We start from the raw sequence: 24,411 nt of genomic DNA, 5'->3' as shown, positions 1-24,411 counted from the left end.
ACAGAGTAAGATGAAAAAAAGTTGGATATGCTTCTTGTTGGCCTGTCATTTGGGCATGGCTTACGGACAGAAGAACGTGATAGATGAGATTGTCTGGGTGGTGGGCGACGAGGCCATACTCCTTTCGGACGTAGAGTCTCAGCGGCTGTATATGCAGAACGAAGGACAACGCTTCGACGGCGATCCTTACTGTATTATCCCGGAACAGATTGCGATCCAGAAGCTCTATTTGAATCAGGCCAAAATAGACAGTGTGGATGTGAGCGAGAGTCAGGTGATCCGTGCCGTCGACCAGTGGGTCAACATGGCCATCAATCAGATTGGGCAGGAGAAGTTGGAGGAGTACTTCAACAAGAAGCTGTCGCAAATCAAGGAAGAGCGGAAGGCGATGATACGGGAGCAGCAGATTGTGCAGGAGATGCAAAAGAAACTGGTCGGAAGAATCAAACTCACTCCATCGGATGTGCGCCGTTATTTTCAGCATATCCCGGAAGACAGTCTGCCGATGATCCCCACGACCGTCGAAGTACAGATTATCACGATGGAGCCTAAAATACCTTTCGAAGAAACGGATGCCATCAAGGCACGTTTGCGCGAATTCACCGAGCAGGTCAACAACGGAAAGATGGAATTTTCGACGTTGGCGCGTCTGTATTCCGAAGACCCCGGATCGGCTTCCCGCGGGGGCGAGATGGGTTTTCTGGGCAAGACAAGCCTGCTGCCCGAATTTGCTAACGTGGCATTTAACCTCTCCGATCCGAAGCGTGTTTCGAACATTGTTGAAACAGAATACGGCTATCATATCATCCAGCTGATCGAGAAACGAGGCGACCGTATCAATTGCCGGCATATTCTGCTGCGCCCGAGGGTATCGGACAAGGAGTTGAACGAAGCAACCGCCCGTATGGATTCGCTTTATACCGACATCCAGAGCAATAAGCTGACGTTCGAAGAGGCGGCCACGTATCTTTCGTTCGACAAGGACACCCGTAACAACAAAGGTTTGATGGTGAACCAGAATTATGAGAGCAGTCATTCCGGAACCCCGAAATTCGAGATGCAGGAGTTGCCGCAGGACGTCAGCAAGGTGGTCTATGGAATGAAGGTGGGAGAAATCTCCAAACCTTTCCGGATGCTTACGGACAAACAGAAAGAGGTGATTGCCATCGTTAAGCTCAAATCGCGTACCGAGAGTCATCGCGCCAACATCACCGACGATTATCAGGTATTGAAAACGCTCGTCGAAAACCGTAAGCGTGAAGACTTGCTGAAAGACTGGATCATCAAGCAACAGAAGACCACATACGTGCGGATTGCCGAAGGATGGCGTAACTGCGACTTCCGTTATCCGGGCTGGATTAAAGAATGAAGACCGCCGGCAGATACCTCTTGCTGAATTCTCTGTTGCTTTTCTGTCTTTTGCTTGCCGCGCAGCAACCGGAGAAGTCCGTTCCGAAAAAAACGAAAGTTTATCTGGAACATGCCGATGTGCAGTTGTTCGACAAAGAGGTGAACGCCGACCGGCAGGTCTTGAGCGGTAATGTCAGTTTTCGTCATGACAGTTCGTATATGTATTGCGACAGCGCTTACTTCTACGAGCAAAGCAGTTCGTTGGAAGCGTTCGGGTCGGTACGGATGGAACAGGGCGATACGCTGTTCGTGTACGGAGATTACCTTTTTTACGACGGGAATATACAATTGGCCAAGATGCGCGAAAACGTGCGCATGGAAAATGTTCAGGCCGACAGCTCGGTCGTAACGCTTTTTACCGACAGCCTGAACTACGACCGCGCCGCCAATATCGGTTATTATTTCGAGGGCGGAACGATTGTAGACGCTCAGAACGAATTGTCCTCTTTCTACGGACAATATTCTCCGGGCACGAAGATCGCTGTCTTTAACGATAGCGTGCGACTTCAGAACGAAAAGTTTACGTTATATTCCGACACCTTGCAATACAGCACGGAAACGAAGATCGCGACGATTCTGGGGCCGTCGGTTATCGTGTCGGACAGCGGCAATATCTACACTTCGAAAGGCTGGTACAACACGGTCGAGAATACCGCGCTGCTTTTAGACCGTTCGCAAATCGTCTCCGGTAATCGTCTGCTGACGGGCGACTCAATCTCCTATAAGCGGGAGGTCGGCTTCGGCGAGGCGTTCGGCAATATCTTCCTGCAGGACACGGCGCAGAAAATTATTTTCGAAGGGCAGTACGGATTTTACGACGAGAAGAACGAATACGCGTTCGCGACCGACAGCGCCCGCTGCCTCGAATATTCGCAGGGCGATACGTTGTATATGCACGCCGATACGTTCGAAATGATGACGGTCGATTCAACGGCGCGCATCGTCAAGGCGTATCACGGCGTGCGTTTCTTCCGTGTCGATTTGCAGGGAGTCTGCGACTCGATGCAGTTCAGCACGAAAGATTCGGTGTTATATATGTACACCGACCCCGTACTGTGGAGCGGAGAGTATCAGTTGTATGGCGATACGATTGCCGTGTATATGAAAGACACGACGGTCGACTATGTGCATGTGATCCGTTTCGCGTTTTCGATTCAGCAACTCGATTCCTCGTATTACAATCAATTGAAGGGGAGTGACCTGAAAGCCTTCTTCGAGGGCCGGTCGGTCCGTAAGATTCATATCGACGGCAATGCCGAGTCGATTTTCTATCCGTTGGAAAAAGACGGGAGCATGGTGGGGATGAACGAGACGAAGAGCAGTTACATGACCATCTGGCTGAAAGAAAACAAAATCGACAAGCTCCTTATCTGGCCGTCGCCACAAGGAAGCTTGACGCCTATCCCGCAGCTCAACTCCGAGCAGAAAACGCTCAAAGATTTTTATTGGTACGACTATATGCGTCCTCTCGATAAAGACGACATTTACAAGCCGATACGAAGAAAAACGCAGGACATACCGAAACGAAGCGATAAATTTCGTAATTTAGCACCCGAATAAAATCGATAGGGACAATCATGGGAATGTTTTCTTTTTATAACGTGCGCAAGCCTCGGCAGTTCGAGCACAAACCGATTTATTGGGATCCCCGTAAGGAGAATCTCGAGAAGCGAATTCATCGGGTAAAAATGGAAATGGGCGTCGAAGAAACCGATTACGAGCAATACAAAGAGGCCATCAGGGGCAGTTTCGTCGAAGGAACGACGCACCTGAAGAGAAGCAAAGCAAAAGGCGACGACGTGCGCGACCGCATCTACAAGAATATGCGTTTACTGCTTATCCTCGCCATTCTCGCCGTCATTTACTGGTTCTTCTACATTCGTTAATGAGCGACATCATTCATTTATTACCCGACCACATTGCCAACCAGATCGCAGCCGGCGAAGTCATTCAGCGGCCTGCCTCGGTCGTAAAAGAATTGATGGAGAACGCCGTCGACGCGGAAGCGACGGAGATCACCGTCCATGTCAAGGACGCGGGACGCACGCTCGTACAGGTGGTAGACAACGGCAAAGGTATGTCGGAGACCGATGCCCGCATGGCATTCGAGCGTCACGCTACCTCGAAGATTTCGGATGCGAAAGACCTCTATGCTTTGCGCACGATGGGTTTTCGCGGCGAGGCGCTGGCTTCGATTGCGGCGGTGGCGCAAGTCGAGCTGCGCACGCGGGCAAGAGGCGCCGAGCTGGGGACGAAGCTCTCGATTTCCGGCTCCGTGCTCGAATCGATCGAAGCCGATGCCTGCATCGAAGGAGCGATTTTCTCGATTAAAAACCTGTTCTACAATGTGCCCGTGCGCCGTAAGTTTCTCAAATCGAACGAAACGGAATTTCGCAACATCATGACCGAGTTCGAGCGGGTCGCACTCGTACATCCGCAGATTGCTTTCAAGCTCTATCACAACGATGCGGAGGTGATGAACTTGCCGGCATCGGCGCTGCGCCAACGCATCGTGAACGTATTCGGAAAAAGTTTCCATCAAAAACTCCTCCCGCTCGAAAGCGCGACTTCGCTCGTGAAAATCGAAGGATTCATCGGACGGACGGATACCGTGCGTCGGCGCGGGTATCAGAACTATTTCTTCGTCAACGGACGATATATGCGGCATCCGTATTTCCACAAAGCCGTCATGCACGCTTACGAGCCGTTGATACCGGCGGGCGAATGGCCGGATTATTTTATTTATATGACGTTAGACCCGTCCGAAATCGACGTGAATATCCATCCTACCAAAACGGAAATCAAGTTCGAGAACGAACAGCCCATTTGGCAGATTCTTTCGTCGGCCGTGCGCGAAGCGCTGGGCAAATCGAATTCCGTGCCGAGCATCGACTTCGATACCGAAGGCGCGATCGATATTCCGGTATATAATCCTTCGACGCAGGGAAGTATCCGCCCCCCCGTCGTGCAGGTCGATACGAAATACAATCCGTTTCAGACGTCGCATCGGCCGTCTTATCCCGAACGAAATTGGGAAATGCTGTATCAGGATTTCGAAAAAGGACGCAGAGACCCTTCGGAAGAGAGCGGACTGACGGCCGATATTCCTTCGTGCGAGCCGAAGTCGGAAACGCTCTTCCCCGACGTTTCCTCTCCCTGCTTCCAGTATAAGAACCGTTATATCATCACTTCGCTGAAATCGGGGCTGGTACTGATCGACCAACATCGGGCGCATGTGCGGATTCTGTACAATCAATACATCCGCAACGTCAGACAGCAGAAAGCGGCCTCACAGCAGATGCTCTTCCCCGAGCTTGTCGAGCTTACACCCGCCGAAGCCGCTTTGGTTCCGAGCTTGATGGACGACTTGCGCCGGCTGGGCTTCGACCTTAATCCGATGGGCAACAACAGTTACTCGATCACGGCGCTTCCGGCCGGAGTGGAAGAGAACAATCCCGCCGAACTGCTCAAAGACCTCGTCCATTGTGCGGCCGAATTGTGCGGCGCGATCGGCGACGAGATGGCCGAAGCTCTTGCGCTCTCGCTGGCTCAGTCGGCCGCCATACGTCCGGGTAAACCGCTCACCGTCGAAGAAATGGAAGCGATGATGGCCGCCCTGTTCTCGTCCGAATCGAACCGCCTCACGCCCGATGGAAAACCGATCCTCTTTATCCTCACGGACGACGAACTTGCCTCGCGCTTCAGGAGCTGACTGTGCAAAGACGCTCAATCCCTCGCGCGAATCGATGAAAAACGCCTTGCGGCAAATGAATCACACTTGTGATTTGTTAGAAACAATTTGTGGGAGATCAATCACACTTGTGATTTGTTACAATCAATTTGTAGGAGATAAATCACACTTGTGATTTATTAGAAACAATTTGCGGGGGATAAATCACACTTGTGATTTATTAGAAACAATTTGCAGGAGATCAATCACACTTGTGATTTGTTAGAAACAATTTGCGGGAGATGAATCACAACTGAGATTGATTATAATCAACGATACGGGGAATAAAAATGGATAGAGATTGATAAACGCCAAAAATAATTTAGCGATCAGTCGGTCATCCGTCACTTTTCACTATTCGTTTTTCACTTTTCACTATTCACTTTTCACTATTCGTTTTTCACTTTTCACTATTCACTATTCGTTTTTCCACTTTTCACGATCAAGTTTCGTTTGCATTCGGATAAATAATCAAACCAAAAACCATTGTTATATCAGGCTTTCAGCCCTCTGCCGAGGGTGCTGTTTTTTCCCAACGCTGCGCATTGGGCTGAATTAACGCGCCCTTTCAGGGCTCTTTCAGCGGTCAGCGTAAATTAATTGTCAATTGTCATTTGTCAATGGTTATTCTTTACTACTCTGACTACCTTTAACTACTTTGCTACTTGACTACTTTGCTCCACTTTTCACTCTTCGTTTTTCACTTTTCACTTACTTGTGTTCGTAATTTGTCATTCGTGATTCTTCATTCTCTTGTCATTTTAACATTTCGCGATGCCACGTTTTTGCTCTTTTTTGCATCATATAGGGCAGGTAACACAAAGAATAGCCGGAACACGAAACGAAATATTAACATTTAAAATCGGAAGAATATGAGACAGAAAAGGATTGTATGGATGAGTACCCTGCTTCTGCTGTTAGGCGTAGCGGGGTGTGAGAAAGAGACCGGTACATCAACCGATCAACGGCAAATCGGGGATGTGGTCGAGGTCTTCGAATTGGCGTATGGTCAATCTAAAGAGATCACTTATGGTGGGAAAGAAAAGTTTACCCTGTCTCTTCAAGATATTAAGGACCATGTTACGGTGAATTGCGCATTAGCTGATTTTAAGAATCGCGAAGAATACGCGTCCGTCAAAATCGATGCTTATCTGCAAATAAACAATGAGAAAAAACGGATCGAAGTTTCTTCCAAACCTTGCGGGGCATTACCCTACGCGGGAAAAGGAGACGAGGTAAAAGATATGACTCGCTTAATCGAAGAAATCAACGCCGCTCCGGCCAATGCCAAAGATCGTTCCTATTACTCTGATCGCTTCCGGAGTCTTTTTGGTGAAGGTACACCGATAAAGCAAGGAGCTTTCAGAATCTTTATCGGTAAGGCTTCCCTCTGTAAATATGCATCGCCCGAAGCTCGTGTGGAAGATTATAAACTGGTCTTTATTTTAACTTCAAACAGTAAATGACAGTAGGAGCAGGGTGTAAAGTCTATGGACAAGCGCTTTGCTTCTGTTGTTAGGCGTAGCGGGGTGTGAGAAAGAGACAGGTACATCAACCGATCAACGGCAGATCGGGGATGTGGTCGAGGTCTTCGAACTAGCGTATGGTTAATCTAAAGAGATCACTTATGGAGGGAAAGAAAAGTTAACCCTGTCTCTTCAAGATATTAAGGACCATGTTACGGTGGATTGTGCATTAGCTGATTTTAGGAGTCACAAATAATATGCGTCCGAGGAGAGGCGGATTTCTATACTCATCGTTGCTTGCGTTTTGTTTGGAGACAAGGAAACAACGATACAGGGCTGATTCCGGAAGGTAGAATCAGCCCTTATTTTTATCTTGCGAAAAAAGTTTTATCGGACAACGATGAATTTTTGTCTAAACAATCAAATCAACCAACAACTAAACGCCCGAAATGGCTTCATCATTCACTTTTAAAGATGATCTTCGAAATACCGTGTTATCTTTTCGTAAAGATGCGGGCGGTCTTTGCCGATGACATTGTGCGGATGACCGGGGTAGACGAAGTAGTCGGGGAATGTGCCGGCATCGATGCAGGCTTTCAGAAAGAGCTGGCTATGTTGCCAAACGACAACCGGGTCGGTGGTGCCGTGAATAAGCAGCAGACGTCCTTTTAAGTTACCGGCTTTGCGTAGCAGGTTCGCCTTCTCATATCCTTCGGGATTCTCTTTCGGATGATCCATATACCGCTCACCGTACATGATTTCGTAGCGGTGCCAGTCGATCACCGGGCCTCCGGCTACACCTGCTTTGAACACGTCGGGATGCGTCAGCATCAGGTTGGTCGTCATGAATCCGCCGTAGCTCCAGCCGTGTACACCGAGACGTTCGCGGTCTACATAGGGTAACGATCGGAGCAGTTCGACCCCTTTCATCTGGTCGGCCATTTCCGCTTCGCCGAGGTTCCGGTGAATGACGCTCTCGAACTCGAAGCCGCGATTTGCCGATCCGCGTCCGTCGATCGTCAGCATCACGTATCCTTGGCGTGCCATATAAAGATCCCAACCGCCGACGCCGTTCATCCATCCGCCGGTGACGAGCTGCGCGTGAGGGCCTCCGTAGACGTAGATAATGGCCGGGTGCTTCTTCGTCTCGTCCATGCCCGGAGGCGTTACGAGGCGATAATGCAGCGGCGTCTTACCATCGGCCGCCGTGAGCGTGCCGGTGCGGATCGTCGGCATGTCGTAGCTTGCGAAAGGATTTTTGGCTGACAGGAGGGATTTCACTGTCCGTCGGTCATTGACGCGCACGAGGTCGATGTCGCGCGGTATCTCCGGCGACGAAACCCGGTCGATCAGGTAAGTATATGTCGCGTTGGCTGAAACACTGTGCATGCCTTTCTTTTCGGTCAGGCAATCACGTTTGCCGGTTTTCACGTGCAGTCGCCACGCGTAGGTTTCAAGCGCGCTGCCGTCTTCCTGCGAATGAGCATCGCGCGGTGCCGTGGCGGTAAAGAACAGATTCTCTCCCTTGGCATCGAAACCGAGGACTTCTTTCACGAGCCATCGTCCCGACGTCAGTTGTTTGAGCAGTTTACCGTCGGTATCGTAGAGATAGAGGTGATTAAATCCGTCGCGCTGACTTTGCCAGACGAACTGACGCGGGTTGCCGGGACGAAAGAGCACCGGCGCTTGCGGCTCGACGTAACGTGCGTTCGTTTCGACAAAAAGCTCCGCCTCACGTTGTCCGGTATGGGCGTCGTAGCGCACCAGTCGGCAGGTATCTTGTCCGCGGTTCAGTTCGGCCAGATAAATGCTTTTCGCGTCGGGACTCCAGGCGATGTTTGTCAAGAATTTCTCTTTCGGCAAACCTGTTTTCAGCCAAACGGTTTGTTTCGTGGAGAGATGATAGACGCCGACCGTCACTTCGTGGCTCTTCATCCCGGCCATCGGATATTTGAACGGTTCGGCCCGGGCGATGCGTGCATCGACATGTACGATCGGATAATCCGCGACCATGGTTTCGTCCATCCGGTAGAAAGCCAACGCCGTACCTTCGGGCGACCAGAAGAGCCCTTTGTAAATACCGAACTCGTTTTGGTGCACGGCTGTACCGCAGACAATGCCTTTATCCGTCTCATTCGTCACCGTCTCGGTCGTACCGTCGGGCGAAAGAATGCAGATATTATTTTCGCGTGTGAACGCGATACGTCCGTTCGCCTTGTCATATTCCCAACGGCTGCCTGTCGGATCCGGTTTATACTTCGCTACGATGTCTCCTTTTCGCAGGTCGTAATGCACCCGATTCCCTTTGTACTGGAAAGCGATCACGGGCACGGAAGCATCCGGCACGAAGAACGCCGGCATGGACGAAATCTCGGGCAGACCGGCTGCAATGAGCCGGTCGCTTAGGGCGGCACGTGTGAAAGCGACTTGCTCCGAGCCGTCTGTCGGTTTTGCCATCAGCAGGCTGTCCCCTTTTACATACGTATAAAAATCACCGCACCATTGAAGTTGCCGGATGTTTTTCGGCACGAATCGATGGTTGTTTCTACCCCCCGGTATCAGGTCTTGAAATGTTAATGTTTTTTCCTGTGCGCTCATTTGCGTTGCGAGTAATGCGAGACAAAGCAATACGTAAATCTTTTTCATCGGTTTGTTTTTTCTGATTGAGTTCATGTCGTTCGTCTTTTTTCTGACGTCGCTGTACGGTTTTTACGGCTCCGAGATATTTCGGTAGCCCTTCGGGTAACTGCCCGAAGGCCGTTTCACTTTGTTTTCACCTTTCGGGTAACCGCCCGAAGGCTGTTTCAGTTTGTTTTCTCCCTTCGGGTAACTGCCCGAAGACCGTTTCCATTTGTTTTCTGCTTTCGGGTAATCGCCCGAAGGCCGTTTCACTTTGTTTTCACCTTTCGGGTAATTGCCCGAAGCCATTTCCTTTCGGTTTTGCTTTTCGGCGATTGCCCGAGGCGCTGCCTTTTTTCTTTCGCCCTCAGCCTTCTTGTAGGCTTTATTCGTTCCGGCAAACAGTTCGTAGCATCGGTACTCGCATTCGAGGTCGCCGTTCCTTAATTTTATTTTGTGTTTGGGACGCAATCCGATACGATCGAAACACTCGTCTTTGTAGCTGAGTATCCATGCGCTGTATCCGGTGAATACGTGCTTCAGCCGTTCGCCGATCATACTGTACAATTCGCTGATATTATCGGGCGTGATACGTTCGCCATAAGGCGGATTCGTGATGAGGATGCCCGGCTGCGGCGCTTCGGTGAATTGTTGAAAAGGCAGCGTTTGCAATTCGATGTATTTCGTCAGGCCCGCGCTCCGGATATTTTTTTCGGCTTTTTGGACGGTTACCGGCGAGATATCCGACCCGTAGCATTTGAACGAAAATTCGCGTTCGGAGGAGTCGTCGTTGTAAATCTCGTCGAACAGGTCGCGGTCGAAATCCGGCCATCGTTCAAAGGCAAAGCCCTTTCGGTAGATACCCGGGGCGATGTTCAGGGCGATCATGGTCGCTTCGATCAGCAGGGTGCCCGATCCGCACATGGGATCGACGAAATGCGACTCGCCACGCCATCCTGTTTTCAGGATCATACCGGCGGCAAGCACTTCGTTGAGGGGCGCTTCGCCCTGTGCCGTTCGATAGCCGCGCTTGTGAAGGCTCTCGCCCGAACTGTCGATGGACAGTGTGCAATCTTTGTGTGAGATGTGAATGTTGATGCACAGGTCCGGGTTGCTCAAACGCACCGACGGCCGTTCTCCCACGCGCTCGTTGAAGTAGTCGGCAATCGCGTCTTTGGTGCGGTAAGCGACAAACTTGGAGTGGTGGAAGTCTTCGGAATAGATTACGGCATCGACCGAAAATGTCTTCTCGGGTGAGAGATACTTCTCCCATTCGATCCGTTTCACTTCCTGATATACCGTGTCGGCGTTGTTCGCCCGAAACCGCGCGATCGGCACCAGAATACGCAACGCCGTACGACAATGAAAGTTCGCCTTATAGAGCATGGCTTTGTCGCCCGTGAACGATACCATGCGTCGCCCCGTCTGCACGTTCCCGGCGCCGAGCGCCGTCAATTCTTCGGCCAAGACATCCTCTAACCCGTAGAGTGTCTTGGCTATCATCTCGAATGATCCGTCCGTCATCGTCTTACCAGTTCATGACGATGCGGAACGTGCATGTCGGCGGAGGATTTCCGGTGTAAAAATCACTGTAGAATAAGTGGAAAGCAATGGAGCCGGGCATAAAATCGAACGTATAGATTTCAGACCATAATTCCGTTTTGCCGTTCGCTTCTTTTCCCAGCGGGATGGTATAAGGCAACGGAGTCTGTACTTCCGAACTCTTTCCTTCGTCCTGTATCAGATAACCGACAATTTTGCCATCCTTATAAATCGTTTTGGTCAGGGCATTTTCCTTGAACTCATACATAAAATGTGAGCCGATTGCATCTTGCTTCCCGAGGAGTTTCCAGTCTTCGGCCTTCACCGTATAATATACGATTTTCCAGTTCAGCTTTTCTCCCGATGCTCCCGGAGGTCCGGGAGGGCCCATCGGACCTTCGCACGAGGTAAGCGCCATGGCCAGCACACATATCAATAACCCAATCTTTTTCATCGTTCTTTATTTTAAAATTTGTGTTGCAAACATACATAAAAAGTTTGAAAGCCATACGGCTGCCCGTAAAAAAACTGCCCGTCCGCCTTTACTGATGTTGCGGACGCAGCAAGTCGTTGACGGTTTTGACCGGATTGAACGTTTCGATCGGCACTTCGACAAATACCGTATTCCAATCGCTCATGGCGCCGTTCCACAAACCCGGTAGCTCAAGCGCTTTCAGCTCGCGTCCGTCTTTGCTCTTCTGCGAGATAAAACCCGTATTCTTGTCGACGAAATCCGGCAGGTTGTATTTCGTTCCGTCTGGGCTTTTCAGGGCGCAAACAAGGTCGACCGGATTAAAGTGCGTTCCCTGCTCGAAGAATTGACGAGCTTCGGGTTTCTCCATGTCAATCTGTGAGCTTTCGAGAATCTGCAACGAAACAGTCCTATCGGGGTTGACGGCAAAGAAAGGCCCTCCGCCCGGTTCTCCCACATTTTTCACCATGCCGCACACGCGCAGCGGGCGCAGTAACTTCCGTTTGATGTAAAGAATCACTTCGACATCTTCGAGGTACTCCAGCTCCGGATTTTCGATGCACAGTTCATCTTCGACGAAGCGGATCATCTCGGTCACCTGCTCCGGCGTATAGCGGCCGCTGTCGATCAGTTTCAGGTAGTCGGCGATCCGTGATTGCAGGTCGACGAGTATTCCGGCCAAAAGCTGCTTGTACGTGACCGTAGCGTCTTTGAAATGGTCGGGCACTACGTTGTCGATGTTTTTGATAAATACGATATCGGCATCCATCGCATTCAGATTGCCGATGAGTGCCCCGTGCCCTCCCGGACGGAATACAAGCTGTCCGTCGGCATCGCGGAACAGCTCGTTTTTCGTATCCACGGCCACGGTGTCGGTGCTGGACTGCTGCGTGCTGAACGATACCGAATAACGCACTCCGAACGCTTTTTCGTAAGCTGGCGTCGTTTCCTTGACTAATTGCTCAAACAACGGCTGATGTTCGGGCGAAACGGTCAGATGAATATTCACCTCGCCTGCATGGTTTTTCGCATATAGCGCTCCTTCGACGAGATGTTCTTCAAGCGCCGTCCGCACACCGTCCGCATACGTATGAAATTGTAGCAAGCCTTTCGGCAGTGCTCCGTAATTCAGACCTTTTTCTTCGAGCAGATTACTGACGATCGCCTTGTATTGACCCGCAACCAGCAGCGATGGAATATCCTGCCCTTCGTTTTGTTGGCAACAAGCATCGAGTGATTGATAAAAGGCGAATCGCCCGATTTCGTCGAAAAATTTCTTCTCAAAGGGTGTTGTGGGAACCTCGTACGAGGCCGACAGGAAGCTGAACAAGTCTTTAAACATGCGACTGGCTGCCCCCGAAGCCGGCACGAATTTGATTATTTTCTTATTCTGCGCCAGATACGTTTTCCAGCGGTCGATGTATTTTGGGCGCTCCTCGTCCGATATCGCGCGGATTCCTTTCGCGACCGACGCCGATGCTTTGATCTCCAGAAATGGAAATCCCTTCACAAAACGATCCAGTTGCTCCTGTAAACCGGTTTCCGTAATCTTCTTTTCAGCCAATAGCTGAAGGTCATTAGATGTTAACATATTTCTTCTTGCTATATGATTCGCTCACAAATTTACATAGAAAATCCGGTTTGGGATGTTTGTGCAGGGATTTTTCTTTTCAGACTCTGTCTTTTTTCGAACTATTTACTTTTCTCCTTTTTTGACGACCGGGATTTTTCCGGTCAGCTTAATTTGCTTCGGGTTTGAATAGTCGTAGAGATAGAAGCCGTCGTCGCCGATCATAAACAGGTAACCGTTGACGGGGATGACGTCGAAAGCCTGAATCGACGGAAATTCGGCGATCAGGTGGTTTTCGATTTTCTTTTTGTCGGTGACATCGAATACCTTCAAACCGGCTTTTCCGTCACAGATAAACAACATCTCTTTATCGATGCCCAAGCCGTAAGGCTCGCTCATATTGACCATGTTTACGGGGGTAATTGTCCGGTAGTCGTCCGACAGTTTGAGCACATCTAACCGGTTGATACTTTGATTCCGGCATTGCACTCCTGCTCGGAGCGTAACATAGGCGTATCCGTTTTCGACCACCACGGGATCGCAGGCGGTGATGTGCCAGTAACTCGCTTTATGTTGCAACATGACGGGATTTTCAAGCGAATAGACCAGCATGCCCGAGCGGGTTCCGAAAAAGATATGCTTGTCGTAAATAAACATCGTTTCGATGCTGCCTCCGACATGTTGGGGGCTACCGTGTTTCTTCGGTGAGCGCTCTTCCGAAACATCGAACCGTTGAACGCTCGTGTTGTCGACGGCATACAGGTATGAGTCGTACAACCCGAAGCGTGCCATAGATCCGGCTTTTCCGAAGGTCGGACCGGTCGAACCCGGAGAACCGGAATTCCCTCCGAGGCTCAAGAAATCGTTTCTTTTGTGCCAGTTGTCCCACGGGCGCATGGGATAGTAAATGCGGGGTCTTTCTTCGATCTTACGGGTGATTTTTTGCTCTGTCCAGTCGATCACAACTCCTTTTTCTCGATCGACACGATCGACGCGTAGCGGCCGTTCGGTCGGAGGTATGGTGTAGGGAAAAGCATCCTTGAGGCGCGCGATTTCTTTCACTTGCTTCGGATCGGAAATATCGAGCGCTACGAGATCGACGTAACTGTCGGCATAAAGCGTGTTGTTCTTGACTGCCAGGTCTACACAGCCCGGAAGTTCTACAAACCGCACGTTTTGCGGATGGGAACGATCGGACACATCGACCATGTGAATACCTTTTAGACGCTCGACGATATATAACATCTCTCCCTTAAAGTAAATCTTCCCGGGTTTCTCGATCGAACGGGGAGAGGAGGGCTTGACGGCGCTTCGCAAATCGCCGTACGACAGATACACCGGAGTATAGGCCGTGTACGTTTCGGAATATTCGTCGACACATGCTGATAGCAGCAATATCGAACAAATTGCAGATAAAATAAGATGAAAACGTTTCATAAAGCAGTTTTTTTAATTGAAGATAAATCCTAATTTCACAGAGAGACGATCATATTTTACGTCCATCGAATAATCTTCGTTAGCTCTGTAGCGTAACGAATGATGACGGTAGCCTACCGAAAGCCCCATGGCAAACCCTTCGCTCAGTTGATAAATAAATCCGACGGACGGATGAATAAGCCAGCCTCCTTTAGCTTTCGTATCGGTGACTTCCGGTGGAGGCCCGATCCAATCATGCCTCGGCGGTCGGATATCCACATACTTCAGACGAGAGCCTTCGAGCGGAATCTCATATCCTCCCTGTAACGATACAAAAGGCGAAACGCGCTGATTGTCCCCAAACGTATACATCACATGCGCGAAGACGGGTAAATAGGCTTCTTTATAAATCTCCACGCCCGTACCCGCTCCGGCGGACAGTCCTCTCCAAAGCCGGTAATGAAGAGAAGTGTTGAAAATAAAAGGTGCTTTCAGTTCGTTGTCCGCATTGCCGATCAGAATTCCCAGTTCATTCAGACTGAACAAATGCCGAGACTTGTAGGAAAACGGTTTACTTTCTTCCGTCCTGACAATGTTTGCTCCTTTTCCGTTCGATATTTTTTCGATTTCGTCCGTGGAGAAGACGAGTGACTCTCCGCCACTCATCACCCTGACTCTATCGAGGGTCGGGGCATAGATGTACTTTCCTTTTAGTACGGTTCCGTTCTTCAGATGCACGTAACCCTTTTTGGGCCTGTAATCCGGTTGTGCCTGCAGGAGGTGCATCGCTCCGGTCAGTGCGGACATAACAAATAATAAGAGTAGCTTTTTTTTCATGATACAATTGTTTTTAAACACTGTGTTCTAATCTTTACATAAAGCATGATGCGAAAAAGATCCCAAACGCTGCATCACGAGTAAAAAAAGATGGGTTATGATGGAATGAATATCGTATCCTGTGTCTAGTTCTCTTTCGGGATCCGTAGAAAATAATCGCTTTTCTGAATATTTGTTATCTTTTCTTAGCCATTTATTTGCGATTATATGGTCAAAAGAGGGACTGAGTTTCATTTTTTATATTCGTAAAATATGTCTTATCTTTAGGCGTTTTTTTAGGGATTATATCATGAAACGATTTCGATATTTTGCTCTCGTGCTTTTATGCTTCGCTTCGCTGACAACAGTGGAGGGAAGTCCTCTCGCAACAAAAGATACGGTACGGTCAACGCCTCAAGACACGGTTCCCGTACGCCGACTAAGCCTTCAAACGTTGCCTGTTCCGCTCGAGCCTTCCGCCGCGATGGGCGAACGGACGTATGGCGTGGTAACGCTTTCGGTCGCCAGCATTCGTACGCAGGGCAGGTATCCTGCCGAAATGGCGACACAGGCGCTACTGGGCACCCCTGTTCGTATTTTGGAGCGGCACGACGGCTGGTTGCGTATTCAAACGCCCGACAATTATACGGGATATACGAAGTCCGGCAATGTGACCGAGATGAATGCCGCTACATTTACGGCATGGACAGATGCTCCGAAAATCATTTTTCTGGCTCATCACGGCTTTGCTTATTCGCTTGCCGACCGGAAGTCTCCTCCTGTTTCGGACTTGGTGGCGGGTAATATCCTTCGCCTCGAAGGTAAAAAGGGAGCGTTCTACCGCGTTTCGTATCCCGACGGGCGAAAGGCTTTTGTCCTGAAGGCCGAAGCGCGGCCAATCGACGAATGGCTGAAACGTATCGACCTGACCGCAGAAAGTATTCTTGCTACCGCACAGTCATTTATGGGTGTGCCTTACCTCTGGGGCGGCACATCGTCGAAAGCGATGGATTGCAGCGGCCTCGTCAAGACGGTTTTCTTCCTTCACGGACTGATTCTGCAACGGGATGCGTCGCAGCAGTGCGTCACCGGCGAACAGATCGATATCGCGAACGGATACGGGAATCTTCGTCCGGGTGATTTGCTTTTCTTCGGGAAGAACCGAGACCGCATCCGTCATGTCGGGATTTATATGGGCAACGATGAATTTATCCATGAGGCAACACAGGTAAAGGTCGGCAGCCTTAACCCGTCTGCTCCGAACTACGATGCGCTGAACGCGTCGGAGTTTGTACGTGCCTGTCGTATCATCGGCGCTCGCGAATGGCCCGGAATCAGCACGATTAAAAATAATCCGTATTACCAAAACACATGGAACAAACAATGAAACAGAATCGCAGGAATTTTCTAAAAACGGCAGCGTTCGCAGCGGCGGCAGGCAGCCTGTCTCTCGACTCATCGCATGCCGCACCGTTCACCCTGATGAAGTCGGCTGCTCTCGACGGCAAAATGAAATTGACATTCGAGCCGGTCGATTTACAGCTGAGATATACATTCACCGTATCTACTTATTCGCGCACCATGACACCGACCGTCCGCACAAAAATCGAATACGACGGTGTGACGGGATACGGCGAAGCCTCCATGCCCCAATATCTGGGCGAATCGCAGGCTTCCGTATGCGCTTTTCTGGAGCGGGTGAAGTTAGACCGTTTCCACAGTCCGTTCGAGATGGAGGATATTCTGACGTATGTCGATCGTCTCGGCGAAAATAATACGGCCGCGAAAGCCGCCGTCGACATTGCACTGCACGACCTCGTGGGCAAGCTTATGGGGCAGCCGTGGTACAAAATCTGGGGACTGAATCTGGATCACATTCCTCCGACGACGTACACGATCGGTATTGACGAGCCCGATGTCGTTCGCAAAAAGACGAAAGAGTACCTCAACGATTTCCGCATCCTGAAAGTCAAGCTTGGGACGGAGCATGATAAAACGATGATCGAGACGATTCGTGAAGTGACTGATATCCCGCTCGCCGTCGATGCCAATCAGGGCTGGACAGACAAGCATCAGGCACTCGATATGATTTTGTGGCTGAAAGAAAAGGGGATCGTAATGGTTGAACAGCCCATGTCGAAGAAAAAACTCGACGATAATGCGTGGGTCACGGAGCATAGCCCGCTACCTGTTTTTGCCGATGAGGCCGTGCAGCGGCTGACGGACATCCCGCGACTCAAAGGTGCTTACAGCGGTATTAACATCAAGCTGATGAAATGTACCGGATTACGTGAGGCATGGAAAATGGCTAACCTGACCCGCTCGCTCGACATGCGGGTGATGATCGGCTGCATGACCGAAAGCTCATGCGCCATCTCGGCGGCAACCCAGCTTGCTCCGGTCGTCGATTTCTGCGACCTTGACGGCAGCCTGCTTATCAAACCCGAATCGGACTGGTGTCGCGGCGCAACATTGCAGGATGGTATCATGAAGCCTACCGATAGACCGGGCATCGGCATTGAGGTTCGTAAGAAGTAGCTCGGTTCTTCTTCGGGCGTTTGTGAATTATCCACTTCGGAAGCTGTTATGAGGAGTGAAAAACGAAAAGTTTCTTGGCAGAGATGCTCTTATCGTTTTTCACTCTTCTGTTTTTCCTGTTTTTCCTTCAAAATTCCGCGAGAAAGATTTTTTGTAAAACAAAAATCACCTTCACATCTGTTTGAGATTTGTTGATACGGATGTAGAGGTACATAGTTAATGGTTTATTGTCAATAGTTAATTAATCTTCTGTGTATCTGATAAATAAGGGTTGGTTGTTGATTGCATCGGGCTTTCAGCCCTTGTATGCCTTGCGGGCGTTGAGTTGTTGAAATGTTTATTTGTTGAGTTGTTGGCCGGCTGAACGCTGATTGCTGTAAAAGCCCTGAAAGGGCGCCTTAATTCAGCCCAATGCGAAGCGTTGGGGGAAAAGGCATCGCATCTCGGCGGAGGGCTGTAAGCCTGACATAATCATCGTCGTACATTCGTACGTCCATGATTAATGGTAAATACTGAACAGTGTATCGCGTAATTTGGGTTAAACATTCGAAGACCGAAATATAACCTTTTCTTATATATTTTAAGAGGGTGCGCCCAAACATTGCGTTTAGACACCCCCTCTTAAAATCTTATCCCGATAAAGCATCTAAAGCTTGTGTGGGAAAAAAGGTATCGCCATCGTTATTCGACTAGAATCTTGCCGGAGTATCCGTTATCGAATTTGATAAAGTAAACACCCGCTTGCGGTGCGTCGAACGTCGTCAGTCCCGCATGTACCGTCTCACGTCGGTAGAGATGACCCATGGAGGTGAAGACATAAACCGTGGCGGGACGATCGCTCTCCACGTAGATTTTCCCTTCATAAGCCCAGGCTCTCGATGCCTTGCCGATGATCTCCTGATTGCTTACCGGACTGACTCCCGATACCGTTACTTTCAGGTTTCGGGTAACGGTAAGGATCGTTACTTCCATGACACTGTCCGAAAGCATCGTTCGTTTGATACCGCCTTGTTCGTTCCAGATCGGACTGTCGGTCGTAACCGTAGCGTATTTCAGACTGTATCCGTCTTTCGCCTTGATCGTGAACTTGAAGTTTTGTTGACTTTTTACGAAGATCAGCTGTCCCGGTCTCGGGTCGGTCTCGGCCGATGCCGGAACGATTAGTTCGATCAAGCGATTGATCCCATGTACTTTCTCGTCGCAGAAACTGAGGTAGCACTGATTACTTACAATGCTGTCGCCGCAAGGATTCTTGACCGAGACACGGAAGAACGCCGACGAGTCTTTGGCCAGCGCGTAGTAGCTGCTCTTGGTCGCTCCCGGTATGGGCAGTCCGTTTCTGTACCATTGATAGGTCATGAATTTTCCGGTCGTTTCAACGCTCAGCAGGTATCGCCAGTCATCGCATTCGCGTGCACGGAGAGGCAGATTTTTGATGAACGTGGGGATTTCGCGAAAGTATACCTCCATCGTGTCTGAGCTGACGGTTTCGGGAACCGTATCCGTGATTTCTACATGATATCTTCCGGGTTTACGCACAATCAGGCTGGTGTCTGTAGCACCTGCGATCGCATTGCCTTCGTGGAACCACTGGTACTTAATATCCATTCCTCCTCCCTTGACGAATAGGGTATCATGATCTTCACAGATATACTTCATCGGATCGAGATTGCGGATAAACCATGGGTGAATCCATATCTTTACCGGATAAGGCAGTCGTCCGCCGAAATGATGTCCGTTAATCACGGGAGTGAAATAGTACATCAGTTCTCCGAGCTTGGTCGAGTCGATCGGGGCATGCGGCCATTTGGCTCCGGTATGTTGCAGCGTTCCGCCTGTCTTTTCGAGATACCAGCTTCCTCCGAATCCGGCACTGAGTATTTCGATCGTATCGAGTTCGCCTACATACAGACGTGCCGGGATTTCTTTGGCTGTAAAGAGCCCGATGCTGTCTTTGCCGGTACCGACAGGTACGACGATGGGCGGACAGCTTCCGAATATGGCGTAGATATTGACGGAAGCGATAATGGAATCGACAGGGTTATCTTTGCGTGTGTGCCCGTTGGGGGTGTACTTAACAGGTACATGGCAGGTTATTTCAGCACCTACCCCCTTGTTGGCTGCCGCATTGTATTCATCGATTGGCATCGGCAGTTTGACATAACGTACACCTTTAACGTCGATGCTGTCCTTAAAGATAATCTGATCAGACTTATCCAGCCCGCTCATCGAACCGGAGCCCTTGTAGAAGACCGATTCCCCATCAACGTTCAACTCTTTGGGCATCTGGAGCATCAAATGATCCGTCGGCACCATGTTATTGACGGTTCCGGTGATCTTTTTGATCGTTAGCTTGAGCGTATCCTGTGTTTGAATCTCGTTAAACGCATGGGTGCCTGATACTGGTGCGATTCTGATGTCTTCAAACAGATAGTTGTACGTTACGTTCGGATACAGTTTACGTGAAACGATATGGATGCCGCTTCCGGCTGCAACCGTTCCGCAGGGCGACATGCCGGCAATCTGTCCTTTATATTGTATTCCCGTAAAATCGGTATTACACTTGGCATTAAATTCCATGACGACACTAGCTGTCCGGTTGGCGTCTGTTGCTTCTGTATCGAGGTTGCCCGGGAGGATGATATCACTACCTTTGGCATCGGCGAGTTTAATCGAAGCGATTGTCCGTGCCGCGTCTTCTCCCGCCCCGAATGCTGCAACGAGTGCAGCCTCCATCGTAGCGGGAACTGGAGTCAGTGTACCTACGGGATATTCCAGCCGGGCACTTCCAGCTTTATAGACTTGTCCGGCAGGAACTGTAAAGTCTTTCATCTCGGGGTTTTTGAGTGCTCCCGTCGAAGTGACTGTCGTAAAATTCACTTTGATTGTGTACGGCTCTACCGATTCGTGTTTAAAGGTATCTTTGGCAGCCGTGATGCTTCCTGCTACCGTAGCATTGGCTGAAGGCTTGATGACGAACGAGTCGATCGCTGAAAAATTGTCACCGTCCGGATCGAGCGGAGCATTTGTATTGGGGGCCCATGAATTGTTGAATCCGGCGCCGGTATACACCTTCACTTTATCGCCACTACAGTCGTTAAAATTATAGGTATAACTCATCTCAAAGGTTTTGGAAGCAGTGCCGGGTACGTTCGCAACTTTTACCCAACGATTTCCCAGTCCGGTGCCGGTATAGACCGTTCCCGCATCGGCATCTTTGAGTTTGACGTCACTGATATCTCCTTCGAAATAAAACCACATATCCTGTATCGGTTTGCTTGTCTGGTTTGTTATGGTGAGCGCCGGACTGCTGACGGTGGGACCGTAAGCCGGTACTTCCGGTACCGATACTTCGAGCGAATTGCCCGGCCCGCTATATTTGAATGTAACGTCAAGCACATCGGTATGGATTTTTCCGGTTTTCGGATTCTTCCACGTCGAGATACGTTGCATGATGCTTGCATCGCGCTTGGCCGAGGGTAACGCCTTGATTTTTCCGTATGTCGTAAGTCGCCAGAAATCATCGGGTAGTTGCCATTTACCGCTTTGCAACGTGCCGGATCCATCATACGTTAGGTCATACAAACTTTTGACATCATAAATCATATGTCCGTCCGTCGAACTTTCAGCGGCTAATATGGCATTTTCGAGCGGAGCGCTGATTTTGTTGTATTGTATGGTTAAAGGATCGATTATACGGTACCCTTTAGGCAGTTTGAATTCGAGCTTCTCGAGATACTCGTGGAAACGTACTTCTTTCGGAAAGTATGGATATGGGAATCTTCCGCTGTGAAAAATATCGGTATATCCCATGTGAAGATTGTTTTTCGGACTGTTATCAGGGAAGGATTCTTCCTTTGCATCGTTATTCCACCAATTCAACCGATCAATGTTGTATGTGCCGATGGGTAGCGATGCTTTTTCTTTACCTTTACGCGCCGGATCGCTTGCGCTGTTTAACGGATTACCCACAGGAGTTGCGCTTACATATAATTCCGAATCCATGCTGTTGGGGTTGTTAGTGCCCGCTTGGACTTTAAAAGGAACCTTGATTTCAACTACCGTATTGGCGGCTAAACCGCCGGGATAATGAAAGCGGAAATAACCCGTATTACCTGTCGGTCTTGTAAAGGTAACCTGACCGGCAGCCGGGGTACCGTTGAGGGTGACTGTCGCATTTTGGGGGGTAGGTACGACGTGCGAATCGAACCGGAAGCCTACGGATTTGACCGGCATATCGATGTATCTATACCCGCCCGGTGCCTGAACGGTTCCTTTCCAATAGAAATAGCCTTCGTCTTCAGTGACGAAGAGATCATGCCGTATTTCATCGTCGGGAGCTGCGGAACCATTGTCCGGTATCCTGTTGTTGTCGGTATCTTTCAGTCCTTTACTGGTTCTGCGAGAATAAAACTCATCGAACGATATGCCCGTGATATCGCAAGTATGAATGGCTTCCTGAAAGACCTGGCTTACTCTTTCGAGGTTCTTGGTAGCCCACTTCTGGTTTACCCAGTAATGTATTTTCTCCGTTTGATTAGAGGATGATCCACAGGGTGCTGCTTTGTACTCTATATGTAAGTAAGCAGTTCCTTGATTACCCTTGTTTTGAACTGATACGAATGCCTGATTAGCACCCGGAGACACGGTTGCTTGTCCATAAAACGTGCCGGTGCCATCGCTGTTGGCTGTTATTTTCATGCTCTGAATCGTAAGCCATGCAGGGGCCTTAACGTGGAATTCTGCTACGGTCTCATTCGTAGAACCGGGTGCGATGAAAACAGTCTGCTTCTTTATCTGGCCTCCTTTTATGCTTAAACTCGGAGGCAACTCACGGTAGTGCGCAACATTGAGATAAGTATGACGATGAGGCGCGGATACAGCGACACCGTCATCGCCACAAGGACTTTTGACTTGAGTGATGTTGCTCGTTATTCCGTTGATGGTATTTGTTCCGTAATTATGGTACACATCGCGAGTCGTGTTATCATAAATATCTCCGTTAATGGTCGGTACCCAGAATGTAATCGTTTTGCCGGCCGGGACTTCTTCCGGAATAAGGATATCAATGGCGTACGGTTTTCCGAGGGCACTTGGTTTAAGATAGCCATAAACAGACGTGTTTCTTGTAGTCCTTACTACGGTAATTTCTCCGGCTGTAATCTTGCGTTTGGGGGTTCCTTCTACTTGCATGTAAATATCGGAGATGTCAAGATAATTATACGACCCATAGTTGCGGAAGTGTAATTGAATGTTCTGTGCGAGTCCACCTGTATTCCGGAAAATTGTTTTCACGATGGTGGGGGTAGTCCCGTCCATATTCACTTGGATAGTGGTGATGGGAGCATCGGCATGGTTGACGTAATGCGTGTTAACATGTTCCATGTTGGGCAGGGGAGGAGACGGGAAAGCTAATGTCACGGACGAGCCCGTTGTAGTGGCACAGTCCGAATCGTGCGGGTATTGCACACTGGCTTCTACCAAATGGGAGCCACAGCCGGTCGAAGCGCCTTGAAAAGTGATGACTTTATCGTTAGTGTTGTCGATTTTACTGCCTAATAAGGCCGGAGTGAAGGCAAACGTGTAGGTCTTTTTGCCGCCGACAGTAGCCTCGGTTGGTGTGAAAGCTACGCCTTTGAGCTTGAAATCCGAAAGAGTGGTTACAAGATCTGTCGTAAACGTAACTTTCGCGGAAGAAGCCTTATTCGTTGTATTCGTTTTAAGATAATATGTTACGGTATTGACACTTGTCTGGGTCGGGAAATTAATCGTTCCGTCGTTTGATATTAAGGCAATACTTGGTTTTACAATATTGGTCGTTACGGAATTCTGTCCGTCTGTCACATTGGTTGCTCCCGACTTAATCTGAATGCCGAAATTCGCCGCTCCGGGCGTGCCGCACGAAACGGCTTTTACTTTGACATGGATTTCTACTTCCGTATTGCGAAGCAGTTTATTGCCATTCGAGGTGACAGCTATGGCTGCCGTCTTGCCTGTGGCTAATGTGCCTCCAAACGTGCTTGACATGCTCAAAGGGTTTGAGGTCAATACGGTACTCCCACTGATGGCGCCGAAGTCTACTTGTGGGGGCAGTGCCACCTCAATAATCGCGTTGTTAATGTCTGCGCTCAGCGGAGTAAATCGTAGCAATAAAGTGTGTTCGTCTTCCAGCATCACCAAAGGAACTTCGTCCAGTTTCGGATAGCCTGATGTCCAGTTTACTTTTTGGGCCTCTGCTACGATCGTTGAGACTAATAGCGTACAAAGCAGCATGAGTGTTCTGCTTCTTTTTCTCCATAGACAAAAAGGGAGTGCATGCAAATGATGAGTAGGTTTTCTTTTCATATCTATCTTATCTTTAAATTGACGTTAATATCTCATTTACTTTATTTATTTGTCGAAAAGAGTATTTGTTTAGAGTTTGTTGTCTGTAAAGAATAAATTGCAAAAATATGGTGTTTTTTTTGTCGGGCAAATGTTTTTTTGTAAGATTTTGTGTTTTCTGCTATTATTTTGTAATTGTTAGCATACCGATGAGGTAATCAGGGGCTTTTGAAGCGTTTTGGCGGCTTGTATGATGTGTGAAGAAAAACTAAAGAAAGAGGGGGAGGGCTTTTTATGTCTGGCTCATCCTTTCTACGTGTGTTTGACTCCTTTTGGAGTATTTTGAAATCGACTAAATTAGTTGATAAATTGTGTTTTATGTTTTATTGATCGATGCCCTTCCCACGCACGAAAAAAATCAAAGCGATCGTAAAGCGTATCTTTAAGTAAAGTCGGAAATTAAAAAACATTTTATTTTACGATATAAATATTGGAATTTATCCCGTAC

The 24,411-nt window shown here is 49.2% G+C and carries 14 protein-coding genes; 7 read left to right on the top strand and 7 right to left on the bottom strand.

The features are described from left to right. The first annotated feature begins 10 nt into the window (after nucleotides 1-10). From EII41_RS04035 to EII41_RS04015, 5 genes are all read left to right on the top strand, one after another. Nucleotides 11-1,369 (top strand): peptidylprolyl isomerase, encoded by a 1,359-nt coding sequence (locus EII41_RS04035; protein ID WP_124751955.1) that lies wholly within the window; start codon nucleotides 11-13, stop codon nucleotides 1,367-1,369. Then, entirely contained in the window at nucleotides 1,366-2,970 is a 1,605-nt protein-coding gene (locus tag EII41_RS04030; RefSeq protein WP_124789528.1) for an OstA-like protein, read from the top strand. The genes EII41_RS04035 and EII41_RS04030 overlap by 4 nt, the downstream gene beginning before the upstream one ends. Before the next feature lie 17 nt (nucleotides 2,971-2,987). Next, nucleotides 2,988-3,296 carry a hypothetical protein gene (locus tag EII41_RS04025; protein ID WP_124789527.1) on the top strand — a complete coding sequence of 103 codons (309 nt, stop codon included), beginning with the start codon at nucleotides 2,988-2,990 and terminating at the stop codon, nucleotides 3,294-3,296. After that, the gene (mutL, locus tag EII41_RS04020; protein WP_124789526.1) at nucleotides 3,296-5,122 is read left to right on the top strand and encodes a DNA mismatch repair endonuclease MutL; all 1,827 of its coding nucleotides are present in this window, start codon (nucleotides 3,296-3,298) and stop codon (nucleotides 5,120-5,122) included. Before EII41_RS04025 ends, mutL begins: the two co-directional genes overlap by 1 nt. Nucleotides 5,123-6,012: 890 nt before the next feature. Further along, nucleotides 6,013-6,606 (top strand): hypothetical protein, encoded by a 594-nt coding sequence (locus EII41_RS04015; protein ID WP_124789525.1) that lies wholly within the window; start codon nucleotides 6,013-6,015, stop codon nucleotides 6,604-6,606. 468 nt (nucleotides 6,607-7,074) lie between these two features. Here EII41_RS04015 and EII41_RS04010 read toward each other — a convergent pair whose 3' ends face one another. The 6 genes from EII41_RS04010 to EII41_RS03985 form a co-directional block, all read right to left on the bottom strand. Further along, nucleotides 7,075-9,252, bottom strand: coding sequence for a S9 family peptidase (locus tag EII41_RS04010; RefSeq protein WP_124789524.1), 2,178 nt, complete (start codon nucleotides 9,250-9,252; stop codon nucleotides 7,075-7,077). Between the two features lie 63 nt (nucleotides 9,253-9,315). Continuing rightward, entirely contained in the window at nucleotides 9,316-10,749 is a 1,434-nt protein-coding gene (locus EII41_RS04005) for a class I SAM-dependent RNA methyltransferase (protein ID WP_124789523.1), read from the bottom strand. 4 nt (nucleotides 10,750-10,753) lie between these two features. Beyond that, nucleotides 10,754-11,221: a hypothetical protein gene (locus EII41_RS04000; protein ID WP_124789522.1), complete on the bottom strand. Its 468-nt coding sequence runs from the start codon at nucleotides 11,219-11,221 to the stop codon at nucleotides 10,754-10,756. 88 nt (nucleotides 11,222-11,309) lie between these two features. Further along, nucleotides 11,310-12,830: a DUF4301 family protein gene (locus EII41_RS03995; protein ID WP_124789521.1), complete on the bottom strand. Its 1,521-nt coding sequence runs from the start codon at nucleotides 12,828-12,830 to the stop codon at nucleotides 11,310-11,312. Between the two features lie 105 nt (nucleotides 12,831-12,935). Next, entirely contained in the window at nucleotides 12,936-14,246 is a 1,311-nt protein-coding gene (locus tag EII41_RS03990) for an LVIVD repeat-containing protein (RefSeq protein WP_124789520.1), read from the bottom strand. A gap of 12 nt (nucleotides 14,247-14,258) precedes the next feature. Further along, nucleotides 14,259-15,062: a hypothetical protein gene (locus tag EII41_RS03985; RefSeq protein WP_124789519.1), complete on the bottom strand. Its 804-nt coding sequence runs from the start codon at nucleotides 15,060-15,062 to the stop codon at nucleotides 14,259-14,261. Nucleotides 15,063-15,351: 289 nt separating this feature from the next. Here EII41_RS03985 and EII41_RS03980 point away from each other — a divergent pair, with 289 nt between their 5' ends. Further along, nucleotides 15,352-16,428, top strand: a complete 1,077-nt coding sequence (locus EII41_RS03980) for a C40 family peptidase (RefSeq protein WP_124789518.1) — start codon at nucleotides 15,352-15,354, stop codon at nucleotides 16,426-16,428. Beyond that, nucleotides 16,425-17,579 (top strand): dipeptide epimerase, encoded by a 1,155-nt coding sequence (locus EII41_RS03975; protein WP_124789543.1) that lies wholly within the window; start codon nucleotides 16,425-16,427, stop codon nucleotides 17,577-17,579. Before EII41_RS03980 ends, EII41_RS03975 begins: the two co-directional genes overlap by 4 nt. Before the next feature lie 681 nt (nucleotides 17,580-18,260). Here EII41_RS03975 and EII41_RS03970 read toward each other — a convergent pair. Beyond that, complete coding sequence (locus EII41_RS03970; RefSeq protein WP_124789517.1) at nucleotides 18,261-23,924, bottom strand: hypothetical protein; 5,664 nt, start codon at nucleotides 23,922-23,924, stop codon at nucleotides 18,261-18,263. Nucleotides 23,925-24,411: the final 487 nt, after the last annotated feature.

Source organism: Tannerella forsythia, from assembly GCF_003860135.1.
In the GTDB taxonomy this organism is placed as follows: Bacteria; Bacteroidota; Bacteroidia; order Bacteroidales; family Tannerellaceae; genus Tannerella; species Tannerella forsythia_A.
The sequence above is the reverse complement of the archived record's forward strand: the minus strand, read 5'-3'. Positions and strand labels throughout refer to the sequence as shown.